Source organism: Parachlamydiales bacterium, assembly GCA_041671045.1.
In the GTDB taxonomy this organism is placed as follows: domain Bacteria; phylum Chlamydiota; class Chlamydiia; order Chlamydiales; family JABDDJ01; genus JABDDJ01.
The window spans coordinates 16,398-30,636 of the sequence record JBAZCF010000012.1 but is presented as its reverse complement, the minus strand read 5'-3'; the positions used below and the strand labels follow the sequence as shown (position 1 = coordinate 30,636).

General features: G+C 40.1%; 13 protein-coding genes. All 13 read right to left on the bottom strand.

Translation table 11 applies throughout. The features are described from left to right. Positions 1 to 2: 2 nt before the first annotated feature. The 13 genes from WC222_11360 to WC222_11300 all read right to left on the bottom strand — a co-directional run bounded on the left by WC222_11360 (position 3) and on the right by WC222_11300 (position 14,239). Positions 3 to 1,406 (bottom strand): hypothetical protein, encoded by a 1,404-nt coding sequence (locus WC222_11360; protein MFA6916987.1) that lies wholly within the window; start codon positions 1,404 to 1,406, stop codon positions 3 to 5. An 8-nt stretch (positions 1,407 to 1,414) separates the two neighbouring features. Further along, entirely contained in the window at positions 1,415 to 2,119 is a 705-nt protein-coding gene (locus WC222_11355) for a hypothetical protein (protein MFA6916986.1), read from the bottom strand. A gap of 1 nt (position 2,120) precedes the next feature. Then, complete coding sequence (locus tag WC222_11350; GenBank protein ID MFA6916985.1) at positions 2,121 to 6,530, bottom strand: hypothetical protein; 4,410 nt, start codon at positions 6,528 to 6,530, stop codon at positions 2,121 to 2,123. Then, complete coding sequence (locus WC222_11345; protein ID MFA6916984.1) at positions 6,530 to 7,264, bottom strand: hypothetical protein; 735 nt, start codon at positions 7,262 to 7,264, stop codon at positions 6,530 to 6,532. The genes WC222_11350 and WC222_11345 overlap by 1 nt, the downstream gene beginning before the upstream one ends. Next, positions 7,255 to 7,470: a hypothetical protein gene (locus tag WC222_11340; protein ID MFA6916983.1), complete on the bottom strand. Its 216-nt coding sequence runs from the start codon at positions 7,468 to 7,470 to the stop codon at positions 7,255 to 7,257. The genes WC222_11345 and WC222_11340 overlap by 10 nt, the downstream gene beginning before the upstream one ends. A gap of 185 nt (positions 7,471 to 7,655) precedes the next feature. Then, on the bottom strand, positions 7,656 to 8,489 hold the full coding sequence (locus WC222_11335; GenBank protein MFA6916982.1) for a hypothetical protein: 834 nt from the start codon (positions 8,487 to 8,489) through the stop codon (positions 7,656 to 7,658). A gap of 1 nt (position 8,490) precedes the next feature. Further along, positions 8,491 to 9,066, bottom strand: a complete 576-nt coding sequence (locus tag WC222_11330; GenBank protein MFA6916981.1) for a hypothetical protein — start codon at positions 9,064 to 9,066, stop codon at positions 8,491 to 8,493. Positions 9,067 to 9,208: 142 nt separating this feature from the next. Then, on the bottom strand, positions 9,209 to 9,412 hold the full coding sequence (locus WC222_11325; protein ID MFA6916980.1) for a hypothetical protein: 204 nt from the start codon (positions 9,410 to 9,412) through the stop codon (positions 9,209 to 9,211). Between the two features lie 67 nt (positions 9,413 to 9,479). Beyond that, positions 9,480 to 9,956 carry a hypothetical protein gene (locus WC222_11320; GenBank protein ID MFA6916979.1) on the bottom strand — a complete coding sequence of 159 codons (477 nt, stop codon included), beginning with the start codon at positions 9,954 to 9,956 and terminating at the stop codon, positions 9,480 to 9,482. A 71-nt stretch (positions 9,957 to 10,027) separates the two neighbouring features. Then, positions 10,028 to 11,236: a hypothetical protein gene (locus tag WC222_11315; protein MFA6916978.1), complete on the bottom strand. Its 1,209-nt coding sequence runs from the start codon at positions 11,234 to 11,236 to the stop codon at positions 10,028 to 10,030. 55 nt (positions 11,237 to 11,291) lie between these two features. Then, positions 11,292 to 12,086: a hypothetical protein gene (locus WC222_11310; protein ID MFA6916977.1), complete on the bottom strand. Its 795-nt coding sequence runs from the start codon at positions 12,084 to 12,086 to the stop codon at positions 11,292 to 11,294. A 77-nt stretch (positions 12,087 to 12,163) separates the two neighbouring features. Then, positions 12,164 to 13,336 (bottom strand): hypothetical protein, encoded by a 1,173-nt coding sequence (locus WC222_11305; GenBank protein MFA6916976.1) that lies wholly within the window; start codon positions 13,334 to 13,336, stop codon positions 12,164 to 12,166. 66 nt (positions 13,337 to 13,402) lie between these two features. Next, the gene (locus WC222_11300; GenBank protein MFA6916975.1) at positions 13,403 to 14,239 is read right to left on the bottom strand and encodes a hypothetical protein; all 837 of its coding nucleotides are present in this window, start codon (positions 14,237 to 14,239) and stop codon (positions 13,403 to 13,405) included.

The window sequence follows — 14,239 nt, the reverse complement described above, 5'->3', positions numbered from 1 at the left end:
CTTTAATATCTCGGAGTATTATCTAAATCTTCTTCCATACTCTGCCAGTCCGCATTGCCCCATTTGGCGTCATTATATTCTATTGCGGCTTTTCTTGACGAACTGAACGGAGAGAATGCTTTGAACCGATACACTGGTACATCTCCACTCATATCAACTGAAATGATCCTTCCTTTTGCATTCAGTTTATTAAACGTAGGATCGGTTGTTTTTCTGAATCCATTGGCATCGACATCGTCTTTATCTTTGCTGAATCCGGTAAACGGTGCCTGGAATTCTGTTTCGATATATATTTTTTTATCAATTTTTCGGTATGAATCTGTTGTCTCGGGAAATACAAAGGTTCCTACCGGTGTCTTAATAGAATCAAAGACTATTCCTCCAGGTTTTTTAACTTGCATATTTGGATCCAGTGTAGACTGGTTTTCATCGATAAGAACAATTTTTGGATCTGTATAATAATTGTATCCACCACGAGATTCACTTGGGATAAAAGCAGATATATTACTATCGACAAAATTGTAACTTTCCTCATCGGTTCCTTCTGGACTGGTCTTTATCACAAGTTCCTTATAAGTTGCAGAGACTTCCTGCATTTTCTTTTCATATTCCGTCGGTTCATGATATCCTCCACTACCGGAAGATTTTGCTACAGGATTGGTATACATTTGAGACATGCGTTGTACATATCCAAGTTCCGATGCGAAATACTTTTTTTGACCATCCTCAAGACTTTCAAAGGCGGCATGAATATCATCATAATTTAACTTGTAAAATTGACTGTCTATTACTTTTCGTTCTTCGGCCTTCCCAGATTCTTCTGTGAATTGACCGTAATAATCGTCGAATTTATCCGTGAGTTGGACTTTCATAGGTTGGTAGTCATACACTCCTGCAGATGGTCCCTTTTCCAGAAAATCATTATATTTTCTTTCTTCTTCTTTAAATTTATCCAACTTTATCACTCCTTTTTCATAATCATCCATCGCCAGATCAAATTTTGATTTTGCTTGTGCTATGGTCCTGATGGCCGGGTTGTTTTGCAGACGTGCATTTGCTTGATCAACTTTTACCTGGTTATCCATACTTTGCTGCCAATTGGGATCGAGCGGGATGGTCCCAAGTTTTGTCGTTTCTTCCAGTGCCGCTTTGTCAATTTCTGCTTGTGCCCATTTACTTCTTACAACATCTACTCCTTTTTTTAAACGATCATAATATTCTTGTGTTGCCTGATTTTTTCTTGCATTAAGGCGATCTTCATCCTGACGGGCATCACGTTCCCGTTGATATTTCCGTTCGGCTTCCCGTTGACCCATTTCCACAGCAGCCATTTTAAACCGATTTGCCGAATCGAAATCGAATTTATAGGCAAGTCCCAGTCCAAGTCCATAATCAATATATGCCATGGTTATTATTATTTATATCGTTGATAAGTTCTATAGGCTGCATCATAATTGCCACTTTGATAATACTTCATCGCTTTAGTATAATCATCTGAATTAATAGGAATAGTACCATCATTTAGTTTATTAGAAAGATCAGATTTATAATTTGGGTCACCGTACCGGTTTAAGTCTAAATTATTCTGTCTGGACTGGAAAGCACCAGCCACATTGCTCATACCGGCATTCATCAATCCCGCCCATGCTTCCTGCCGACGGTTGTAAATATCGTCGTTACGACTCTGTACTTGCATATTTTGACTGAACACATCAAACTTTGCTCTCGATATTTCGGAATTAATACCCATTTCAAGTTTTGCCGTCTCTGCCAATGACTTACGATAGTCTGCATAGATAGCATTGACATCCACTCCTTTTTCAATGTTAGAAGCAATGTCATTTTGTACACGGCCTGCAGGGCTGGAAGATACCCCGGCTCCTACGGTCCTACGCATAACATCGCGGTCCATCGCCTGACCTTCCTGTATACCTTTGGTCTGCAAAGCATCCTGGCGTAACTCATCGGCAACACCTTTACTTTCGTAAAGTTCACCGGGAACCTGTTGTGCTTTGGTCTCCGCATCAACACGTTTACGTTCCCGGGTAGTTTTAATACTCTGCCAGATACCCATCCCGAGTTGTGCAGCTCCAATTGCTAATGGTGCTATCCATGCCATTTTATGTAAGTTTTATGATTTTAGTACTCGTCCTTAATAACTTCACAGTATTTAACGGTGTTTCGTTAGTGAATCTTACTACCATCGCCTTACCTTCCATCCTGCCCAATATACCTTGCGGTATAGAAAACCGCATATCATCCAGGAACCGTTTGTAATTCCGTGTATCTACTGTCTCTTCGACTTCATTCAAATACAATCCTGTATCATATTGAAAATTTGCCGAGAACTTGATTTTGGTGAAGAAATTCTCATTACCCATACAGATCATGTTGACGAACTTTAGAAACACATCAAATCCACCGGTCACCACTATTTCAATAAACGATTCAAAAGTCTCTCCAAACAAAGTTACAGAGATTTCATCATGAGTATATACTTTGTTATCACTTTGAGCGATTTTTAATTGTTTATCCGCAGAATAGGCCAGTATGGGATAGAACTGAAATTCACCATGGAATATCCCTCTTTCCAGATCAATACCAATAGTCAAGTTATCCTCCACCGGTTGCCGTCCTACAGTGTTCCAGAAGGTCATGTACGCGATCTTTTTGAAATAATCATAATAGGAGTATACCGTTCCGTTAATCCCGGGAAATGCGTTCGTATTGGCCGACAGGCCCATGTTGTTCAGCAAGGTGTCTATACCAGGCACTTTGGACTTGTCTCCGAGTTTCATGGTACGGTCCATCATGATCACACACATATTCCTGCGGTCAAACCAGGTGAACACTTCGTTGGCTTCCAGTAGCGAAAGCCGGTCCCGGTTCCCATAAGTCTTGCCCAGTTCATCGTATATCTCAAAAGCATTACCAATACCAAGTTGGACATAGGCACCGGCAACGGTAGATGTCAATACCTTTTCCTGTATGGGTATATATCCTACGCAATTGTCTTGCCAATAGACGAGATACTGCCGGTTGGATTTGATATTGTTAATTTTGCCGAAAAAACCGTTTACATCCAAAAATTGCAGGGCAGGATATTTACGGAATGCATCGTCGAGTTCACCATATACTTTTTTGTTTCCCCATCGCAATCGCATTAAAAAACTGTTCAACATGGAGAGATTCAACGGATAACCTGGATAAAGATTTTGTCCTGCCTGATTGGAAAAAGAATTGTTATAATTGAAATTCTCTAAAAACCCGGTTTGTGACGAAATCTTAACTTCAAATTCAGACTCTTCGGTAAGAGGAGTATAACAAATACCACGATTTGCCTCAATTGCCGATGGTTTGTAATACGATGAATTCCTATTGTTGCGGGAATTTAAGTTCATTGATGTTTGTAATGGAACAATTATTGTATCTCCCCGTTGAAAATTAAAATATCTGTTCGGTTCATCGTCTTCCTGGTAAAGATTATTTCCATTTATTAAAAGTCTTGTAAAGTCAAATAGTGATATATAACAATCCCCTCCGGTAAGTTGAATATCATTAACGATATACCTTCCATCCTTAAGAATTGCATCTTTAAAATCCTGATCCACTTTTTGATAATGTCCAACAGTCATATAATCCGTATTGGCAAAACTTTCAGGTGTATCATTATATAGTCCAACTCTTGTCTTTTGTTGTTGAACGATCATAATATTGCTATCTTGAGACCAATAATCATGTGCAGCACCGGCCGGGTTTGGTAATTCATTCCAATTTCTTGACAGACTTAACAAAAGTAAAAGTCCCCGGCTTGCTCTTGCACAATACTGTTCGTCTATAGCAGTATTTATATTTGTTAATACGGATTTTGCAATGTTCCAGAAATCAACAAAATTATAATCAAGATTAAGTTCGACTTGTCCTTCAGTAATTGCAGTTGCGTTTTCTACGGAAACTTCTCCATCAAAAGACGGCGTGACTATCTGTTGATCATAAAATTTCCTGTAGAATATTTTGTAATGACCACCGGTATGATAAGTTTCATCGCCACCAAATTCTTCAATAAAAACGGCAGGACTGATAACACTAAAGATTCTTACTGGCTTTACTATAGAATTCAAGTCAAACACAAAATCTGATTTAAACAAATGTTCAGGTGTAATATAAATATATTGATCCTGAACAAATAAATCGGAAAGATCCTCTTGTTCTAAAAGAAAATCATAAACACCACGACCATCATTGAATCCCGGTGTTCTTATTACTTTTATTCCATATTCTGCCGTTCCGCCAAGTGGATTTGTTTGTATTAATTGTTTTATAATAGGTTCCACAAAACCTTCAGAGATGATTTTTTTATCTCTTGGTGCTCGAACAATACAAAATCCACTTATATCATTAATGATATCAGTAAGATCGACAGTGACCAAAGGATATAAATATTGCAATGAACGATACACATCGCACGGGACCGGTTGAGCCATATTATATTTTTTTACTAAAGACAAATCTCCAGTCCAATGTAATTTACCAGGTTCTACAATACTTCCCAACGGTTCAACATAATAACAGTTATCTGTTGCAGTATAACCTTTTTGTCTTTCCAATGTATCCCAATCTGCAATCCATCTTACATACATTGGACGACCAGATTTACTTATTGGCAACAACCCAATTCGGTACGTTTCATTGCCCCAATATCCTGCCAATTGGTTACCGGTCATTTTCAGACCAGTTTGTTCGTTTAATGAAACCCAATCATAAATATAATTATCATTTTTATCAATATATTTCAATACTGGAAAAACGGGTTTGACAAAACCAGGTGTCGCATTATTATAATTCTTATAATTATAAGAGTGAAAACTATTGTTATTACACTGAAATCTTTCTCCGGGAAGATAGTAATTAGAACTGTTGTCAGGATAAACAACAGGATATTCACAAACTTCATAAAATTGATTTGGCAATAAATGTCCAAAACTATTATCATTATGAGCATTAGTTACTTTTTTAACATAACCATTTCCATCCAATGAATAAAGTCCTGTTAATGGATAATTAGGAAATGTATCGTCATTGTTTAACATTACTTGGTATGGACTCAAAAGATTAACAACATCACCAGGGATTTCCTGTATCAATGTCCTGATTGATCCAGTTATTTTGGAACCAATATTTAATTCTGATTCTTCCTGTACTCCTGCCGTGATCGCAAAATTTAATGCGGTGGTTAAGTCTTCTATTTTTTCCAATCTGGTAGTACTTACCATAACTTCTGAAATGGTTACATCTGCTCCTGCGTAATTAGTAAAATCAAATGTAAGGTCTACCTGTGCTGTTGGAACTGGAACAGTTAAAATATCTTCGTATAAAACTTTTCCTATTTCTTTCTCGGCGATGATCTTTCCGGTAGTCAAGGGATTGGCCGGGTCAACCAAGAATGCCGCAATCCTTATTTTATGAAATATTGTTTCGGTATTTTTCAACACCAACTGAATACCCTTTGCCGAATAGGTTTCAAAATCACCCCCTCTATATCGTTGCCAATCCAATACGGATCGATATATAACAGTTGGATCCGGAGTTATCATATATTTTCCCACTCCAAAGGATTGTGACAATGGACTCCAATTGGTATAATGACCACAACGAGTATAATAACTTACGGCAAAGATATAATTGCCACAAGGTAAATAACCGTCTATGACTCCAGTAGATTCAATGCTTGGAAAATTTAGTAACGGATCAAATTCCGCATTCTGCAAAGGATAAAAATCAATAATTTTTAAGTTTGGCGAACATTCTATATACGATGAATTGTCATCTGCAATAGAAAATATCTCCCCTGGTCTTACCAGGTGTCCGTCAGGCCAATAAGTCGCCCCGGAAAGTACCATGTAATACCTGGCAAGTTTGCCGGAATCAATCCATGAAAATTCACTTGCCTCGTCATACAATTCACGATACTCTGAATAATACAGGTTTGTTTTGTCTATTAAAAGAGGAGCGATATTTAATGTCAATGGCGGAAGATCATTATTACTGAAATAAATCCTTTCAATCTCTGCATTTTCAAAAATAGAATATCCGGTTATAAACTTTTCCGTCGAGAAAGTAAATATATCCCGTCCAAATATCCCGTTGTTTCCTAAATTGTTTTTTAGATAATAAATGATGTTAAAACCAACATCAGTTTCCTTCCCAACATATCCAATCAATAAACTTCCATCATCTTCTACAAAAAACAAAAAAATTTTATCTTTTCCTTCAATATTTCCAACAGGAACAAAATTGGTGTGTAATTCATGAGTATGCCACTCTGATGTTACGGGATCAAAATAATAGTCTTGTACGGTAATTTCAAACTCCAATATATTGCCTTTGATACTTTCCCATGCAAAAGAACCATCTTTGCGGGACGTAATCTTACCGTTGACACTCCGGCGATAAGTACCTTTGGGTTGCGCCACCAGTTCATTGTCCTGGTGCGCCCCCTTCTCAAACGTATTTTCTATCCCTTCAGGCATTAGTAAAGATTTAACGATCCGTTACCGGTAAAAGGATGTCCTATCATTTCTGACATGGCCAGTGTTTCATTATCATTCCAGTCCCCGTCATTGGCCACCGCACTTCTGACTTCAAACCTGTATTCTGCTTCCAGGTCTTTTATAAAGGTCCGGTCAAACATCTTCATCTGTTTGGTGACAAAACTTCTCCACTGTTCTTTCTTTGCCAGTTTCATCTTCAGCCATGTTGTAATGGCCTGAATATGTCCTTCTATAACCATAGGCCATCCGTCTGCATCTTCCTGGTAGTTCAATGTGGCAATGGTAACATCCTGCCCATCGTAAGTACTGCCTGGGAAGACAATACTGTTATCCTGTACTTCCCAGTTAAACCGTGTCCTCAATGGATAATAAGACAGATCATCCCATGAAAAGATATAATTTATCCCGTTTAAGGTAAGTTCGCTGGATTCATTGTATGTCGATATTTCATTAAAGATATCAGGGCAATGATCCAAATGATCACCCATGACAACCCCGAGAACATGTATTGTACTTAAAGGAAGTTCTACAAACCCATTGGTAATGGTCCGGGTGTAATATTGTTTTTTGTAAGAATAATAACTGCCGATACGAAGATCACATTGTTTACCCCATCGTACCAGTACAGGTAACATACTTAAATATTCCGGCATGGTCTCATCGACCAGTTGGGTGATGACTTCCCGTATCGATATGAGTTTCTTTACTGACATAGTGGTATAGTTTTGCCGTAATCGGTATCAAACAATAACCTGGTGAGTTTCTTCCTGAAAGACAGACAGACCTGGAAGCGGAACTTATTTTTGACAACACGTTGTTTTGTAAAAGAGACCGAAACGACTTCTCCGATCATTTTAGGATTCATCATCCTGGAATTCTGCAGATAAGTGTCGCCTTTGTAATACCTTGGCGTCGGCATAAGATTGTTTCGTTTTGTCATGGACTTTGTTATATCCAGTCTGCCAAAACCTGGTATTATAAAAAATTTCTTTTCAAGTAGTATTTCAAACATGTATTTAAAATAAAGAAAAAGAACCTTTGTGGCACGACGGGTCGCCCTGCTGTTCTTGTTTCCAAAGATCATCGTATCTTTCTTTACCATTTTCATGATGTCAGTATTTTAGTCTGGTCCTGGGAATCATTGACAATATCGGAAATACTCTGCCGTTCGATGGCAAAGTCCTTGGTTAGTATTTCAAGTACTATCCTCTGTGCCATTCCGGAATCGATATAAAATTCATTGTTATATGCTTCCGTTACGATCTGGTTATATTCACGGATCTTGCCATCACCACTGTAAACACTCGTAGAAGACCCTGTAAACGACGATCCTTTGGAATGGATAGTTATCACTGCTCCATCGACTTCTTTTACTGTACCTGATATGACGAAGTATTCCACCCCATCTTCAATGTCGGTCAATACGATAAGTTCAGTACTGAAGGAATATCCGTTCAACGGATTGTCAAGGATTAACATGACGTCGACTTCACTGACATAAGGATAGATATAGTATTCATCACCGATATTGGCATAATACCGGAAAAGATTTATCCTGGTATCCAAAGCCGCAATCATATGTGTCAGCATAGGCCAGGTGGTATGGTAGATCTGTTTTTGCCGTTGCGTGTCTGAAATGCGGTAGATACCACGTTCCGGTCCTACCGGTATGACATTGGGTAAAGTTACCTTGCCGAACTTCAATGTCCCTTCGGGAATATTGGAATTGTCCGCACTTCCTACCGATGTTAGTGATTTGTTGCCAAGTCGTTGTATCCATTGAGTATTGAAAGTACCAGTCTGCAGAAAGGAATCTATTATGAATAATGACCGGTAGTTGAGTATCTTTCGTAACAGGTGTGAATCTACTATTCGAGAATCATCCGTAGTGGCACGAAGAATAAGACGGATATCATTTATGATCTGTTCGAGTGTCATGTTACTGGAGTATTAAAACAGCACCAAGTACGACTGCAGCAGAACCGCATATAATTGCCATGGTCTTTGTCCTTTTCAGTTTCCTGTCTGATTTTTTCTTTGCTTTTTCCAGGTCACTAACCAATGACTGTTGTGTCGTTACGATATTCTGAAAATCATCAAGAGAACCCTTTTGAACTTTTATGATCTCATCTTGCGTTACAGTAATCCCTTGAAACAGATTTACCTTGCTTTCCAGGACTTTATTCATGACCTGTAAGGTATCACGTTGTGAAAGGAACATTTCCCGTTCGACAAACTTTATGTTGGCACAGGTAATATTTGACAACCTGGTTATCACATTGGTATCACCGACAATGCCGCAATCGGTCTGTTGGTCAAAGTATGCAACGGCATCCTTGGCATCAAGACTCTGAACTTCGTCAAGACGTTTTTCGTAATATTTTGTGATGACAGTATAGTTATTTTTTGCCTGGTCATAAAGTTTTACATACCGGTCCACACTGTCTTTTTGTTTAGTAAGGTAAGTCTGTAGTGAAACAATCTTTAATGAATCTGCAGATATCTTGTCTTTCATCAACCGGATCTGTTCAGTTTTTTTGGAATTGAATACGGTTGTGATCCTGTTCCATCCAATGATCTTTACCAGTAAGAGAATGGCAATAACTACTCCGACGAGTACTATTGATCTTTTTTGATTTGGTGTTAATTTTTTCATTTCAATCTTCTTTTATTGTTTCTGTTTTTGTTGTAGTTTCCGTTTTACTACTTTCTGTTGTCGTGCCAGGACTTTGATTCCTTGATTCACCATAAGCATAAAAGCCAGTTTTAATCGCTACGATTACTCCAGCCGCAGTACAAGAAGTTACAAAAGCGGTAGAATCTTTTTGAATATAACTTAATGTAAATCCAAATATCAGCATAAGAAATGCTAAAAATCTTGATACGGTTATTTCTATATTAAACCTCATAACATTCAAAACTTAATGATTAACCTCCGTTTTCTTCTCTTTCTTTTTTATTGGATAATTTACCCCTGATAAAATCAAGGTTTTCTTTTATATTTTCCATGAAAACTTTTAATGATTTATGTTCCATCCTGTTTTCATCCAAAGCGCTCCGGGTTTCATTGCGGAACTCTGTAGTATGTCTAATCGTTTCGTCCCGGTATTTTTGATATGTATCAATGATTTCCTGACGATTCATATTTATCTTTTCCTGCATTACAATAAGATCTCGTTCGAAAGAGGCAAGTTTTATTTTTGTTTCAATTGTGAATTGCAATGTAGTAGCTTCTTGTTTACGTTTAAACTTTGAGTTCGCAATAATCTGCGATGTGATAAATATTAGAATTGTAATGGCAAAACCTACCAATGTTAATAAAACTGTTGAATCCATTATATTAAGTATTTGAGCATTTTCACTTAAAATGTCACTTAAGATAATTAATAATATCTGGGTTTTCATCGTAATCAAATTTTAATTCAGAAAAAAAGGGAGCCGGAGCTCCCTTCCGGGGGGTCTGAATAGTAGTATCATTATGGTCGGAATATCGCATAACTTATGATTGTGTCTGCTCCAGGATTACCACTGAAAGAAAAAGTCGTAGTATCCGTTCCTACTATTGCGGATATTCCATATATTTCATAAGTACCAGTATCGGTTATAGACCAGAAAATACGATCTCCTGGTATACTTCCGGTAGTGGTTACCAATATTGAAGCTCCATTTGTAGCATTTCCAGTTGCGACCTGTGGACTGTCTCCATCGGTATGCGACGTCGCATCGGCCATGTGTGTATTAAGTTTTGCCTTGATGTCATTGGCCCTGGTTATACACCCGGCCAGTGTCGTTACGGCAGCAATAGAAGTCAGTGAAGCATCACCACTTTCTTGTGCCTGATGATAAACCCAGTCAGAAGCCAGTTCAGCATCACCGTCATGATCATGATAGGAAGCTGTCAATGCATTCAAAAGCGTTTTCAATGTTATCAGGTTAGTAGCATTATTGGTAGTCACGATTCCGTCAAGAGCAATATGTTCTTCACCTGTAACACCTGCATCGGTATAATGTGCATTGAGTTTTACCTTAAGATCATTGGCAAGGGTTATGCAAGACGACAATCCGTCAATGTTTTCTTCCAGACTGGTAGTCTTGGCATCTTCTGCCAATACAATCCCTGCCGCACCGGTAAGTCCTGTTTTTCCTGTTGATCCTGTCAATCCAACTGCTCCGACTACACCAGTAACCAGAGTATATCCTGTGGTACCGGTCAATCCAGTAGCACCGGTATCTCCGATACCACCAGTTTCTCCTGTTACGCCGATACCTGTCTGTCCTGTAGGTCCGGTAACACCGGTTGTACTGGTACTACCAGTAACACCTGTGCCACCAGTATCACTGGTAATACCTGTCATACCTGTAGCCCCTGTCGTACTGGTACCACCGGTTGCGCCGATAAGACCTGTTACAACGGCACCACTTATACCTGTGGTACCTGTAAGTCCTGTTGCCCCGGTAGCCCCTGTCTGTCCGACAATAGTTCCTACGGCTGATGTACCTAAATTCATTGCCTTGGCAAGAATAACAAGTTTGCGGATATGGGAAAGAACACTACTTTTTGTAGCTTCCAGCCAGGTAGGTTCTTCGTCAAGAGTTTTAATCTGCAGGTCAGTTGCATCTTTTATTTTATACCTACCTTCCAAATGAAGGTCCTGACCGTATTTTTTTTCTGTCGCCATTATCATAGTTTTTTAAATGAACAAAGAGAAACTGTTATGTTTCTCCTTTAGTTCACCTGATTTATAGACGGAAAACCGCATAACTAATGATGGCATTGGTAGGCGCTCCACTGAAAGTGAACACGACTTCGTCAATACCTGGGACAGAAGAAACACCGGTAACAGCACCAGTTCCTGCATAAAGCACGGACCAGGCACAAAGGTCACCACCGGTTGATCCGGTAACGGTAAGAGTAAGTGTACTGCCGGCAACACCGGTAACACCACATTGATAAGAATCATCTACGGCAATGACACCACCAGTCGCACCTGTTTGTCCGGTACTTCCGGTCGACCCGGTTCCACCAGTTAGTCCGGTTGCACCAGTTTCACCAGTTTCTCCTGTTGCACCGATACCACCTGTTGCTCCGATACCCGTTCCACCCGTATTGCCAATACCTGTTTCACCTGTCGCTCCGGTTGCCCCTGTTGCACCGACACTACCAGTCTCTCCGGTAGCGCCTGTCACACTTAATCCTGTGGCGCCTGTTGCTCCAGTTCCGCCGACAACACCTGTTGCGCCTGTCGCACCAGTCCCGCCGGTCACACCGGTTAATCCAGTCGCTCCTGTAGCACCAGTAGCACCTGTAGCACCGGTAACACCGGTAAGTCCTGTACCACCGGTAGCGCCTGTCGGAGTCGCCTTAACGATTGCCACGAGTTTTCGTATATGGTCCAAAACACTTTTATTCTGTGCTCCCAACCATGCAGACTCTTCGTTAAGTGAAGTTATTTCCAAATCGACTGCATCTGTGATCTTGTAAAGTTTTTCAAGGTTCAAGTCCTCACCTGGGAATTTTTGAATTTTATCACTCATGGTAGTAATTTTTAAAAGTTAAGAAGTATTTGAAAAACCCGGGACCCGGAGGTCCCGGTAATTAACCAAAAAAATCACTACACAAAGGTAACACTGAGTGCGGCTTCCAAAGCTGTTTCAAAATCGGCCAGTTCTGTTCCCTGCCCTGACTCATCCGCATACAAGACATAATAAACAGGCGCACCTTTGGTGTATCCTGTAATGTTCGTATCGCTGGGATTGTTATTTACCGACATAATGTAAGTAGTATATGTCTTGGCGACATTGAATGCTTCATTGGTAATCATCCCTGCTTCACCCGTTACAAGACTTACCTTATCTGCGGCAAATACGGGAGAATCCAATGAAAGTCTGGAACCGATACCTTGCGAAATAACCGGGGCTCTTCCTACAAGCAGATAAGGTCCTGCTGTTCCTGCAGCAATAGTACCTGCCGTTTTATCATAGATACTTTCCAGCGTGGCAACGGTCCATCCGTCGGTCAATTCAACGTAACTGGGACCGCGTTTGCTATTGGGACGTGCATAGTAATAATTTGCGTCATCCAGGATAACAATACCTGCACCAGATGTTAATACGGCATTAGTAGTCATAACAGAAGTCGATGTTCCGCCTGTAATGGTTTTGGAACCGGAGTTCCATGAGGCGAGAGCGCTGAAGTCATAAAGCCAGATAGTTCCGGCGGCACTTGTAGCAGTGTAATTACCACTGGTCACATCGACCCGGGCAATCTTTGCCGTGACATTGGATGTCTGTTGGGTTACCGTTTCTCCCACTACAGGCAATGCCGTCGAACCGGTCGTAAAAGCTACTTTATAGGCCAGGTATGCTGTCACCTTATTGGTAGTGTGTGCATTGATCTTATTAACCAGTTGTGTGAAAACCGTTAACCGGTCAGTTGCGGCAACACCACTCAATACAGCCGGAGTAGTATAAGCATAGTTATAATTCTCCTGTTTCTGCCCTTCATAAGTGTCACCATTCCATATGGTAATCTTGTACCGGGTTGAAGCTACGATAGTTTCTACCAGTCCACCACCGATGACAATCTGACGTACTTCTACAGCCGATGCCTGTTTCCATCCTGCTACACAGGTTCCCTTGAAAATAGGAGGGAGGATATTCAATAGTGGGTTTGCCGTGTTGTCGGCACAGATAATGCACGATCCCGGGTATGGCCCGACGGCGACATCGTCTTTTACGTTTGCACCTGCGGCGGCTACCGTGTTGAGCACCGCTTTGCGAATCATTGTTGTTTCCATTGTTTGTTGTTTGTTAAATTAATAAATGTTGAACATTAGGGCTGAGCCCCCTTATTATTGTTGTTTTATATCTTTGTCAAGACTCATTTCACGATTATAGTTCTCCACGTTACCCGACAATATCTTGGCTGCAATGCGACATATCTCCTCATGCAGTGTTTCTGGCAGATCTGTCTCAACTGGATTTTGATATACGATTCCTGAATCAAGCCATGAATCGGTTTCTCCATTGGTTCCTATTACATAGGATTCTTCTTCATCCAAAAGGATGCTTGCTGTTCCTTCAACTACTATGGCAAGAGAAGATGCCACGTAAGCAATGATTGTATCGCCGGTATTAAAATGAACGGTATTATCATTTACTTCCGTTCCAAGTGACACTGTTGCGGGTTTCTTGATGTAATACATATTGGCGCTGATCAATCGGCCCACACTGCCATAAACCACTTTAATACCTTCATTGGACTCAATACGATATATCCTCTGTGGCCAGGTTATCGACGGTCGATAGTACGGATTTAACTGCACCACATTCAATTCGTCATACGTTAAAGGAATGGTGTTAATGATCTGTCCGGAAATACTTGCTTCCAGTAAAAGCAGGAACATATAATCCGTCGGAAAATTCGCCTTGGCAATAAGATCCGTCCCGGTAGCTGCGATACTCGCCTGGTACCTCACCAGTGTATACAGTTCGTCACGTAATCTCTGGGCAGTCTGGAAAGCGTATTCTTTTTCTTTGGGACCTTTTTTGATATTATCGTACCGGTTAAGCAAAATATCATTGATAGCGGAATTGACTGCCTTGATACGTTGTTTAGGTTCAAACCGGGGACTGCGTTCGGAATCGAGGTAAAAATCCGTCTTATTTACGATCTGGACGATATTCAT

Coding starts and splice junctions, on each gene's coding strand:
- WC222_11360 (MFA6916987.1), bottom strand. CDS start 1,406: ATGGCATATATTGATTATGGACTTGGACTGGGACTTGCCTATAAATTC.
- WC222_11355 (MFA6916986.1), bottom strand. CDS start 2,119: ATGGCATGGATAGCACCATTAGCAATTGGAGCTGCACAACTCGGGATG.
- WC222_11350 (MFA6916985.1), bottom strand. CDS start 6,530: ATGCCTGAAGGGATAGAAAATACGTTTGAGAAGGGGGCGCACCAGGAC.
- WC222_11345 (MFA6916984.1), bottom strand. CDS start 7,264: ATGTCAGTAAAGAAACTCATATCGATACGGGAAGTCATCACCCAACTG.
- WC222_11340 (MFA6916983.1), bottom strand. CDS start 7,470: ATGCCGACGCCAAGGTATTACAAAGGCGACACTTATCTGCAGAATTCC.
- WC222_11335 (MFA6916982.1), bottom strand. CDS start 8,489: ATGACACTCGAACAGATCATAAATGATATCCGTCTTATTCTTCGTGCC.
- WC222_11330 (MFA6916981.1), bottom strand. CDS start 9,066: ATGAAAGACAAGATATCTGCAGATTCATTAAAGATTGTTTCACTACAG.
- WC222_11325 (MFA6916980.1), bottom strand. CDS start 9,412: ATGCTGATATTTGGATTTACATTAAGTTATATTCAAAAAGATTCTACC.
- WC222_11320 (MFA6916979.1), bottom strand. CDS start 9,956: ATGAAAACCCAGATATTATTAATTATCTTAAGTGACATTTTAAGTGAA.
- WC222_11315 (MFA6916978.1), bottom strand. CDS start 11,236: ATGATAATGGCGACAGAAAAAAAATACGGTCAGGACCTTCATTTGGAA.
- WC222_11310 (MFA6916977.1), bottom strand. CDS start 12,086: ATGAGTGATAAAATTCAAAAATTCCCAGGTGAGGACTTGAACCTTGAA.
- WC222_11305 (MFA6916976.1), bottom strand. CDS start 13,336: ATGATTCGCAAAGCGGTGCTCAACACGGTAGCCGCCGCAGGTGCAAAC.
- WC222_11300 (MFA6916975.1), bottom strand. CDS start 14,239: ATGAATATCGTCCAGATCGTAAATAAGACGGATTTTTACCTCGATTCC.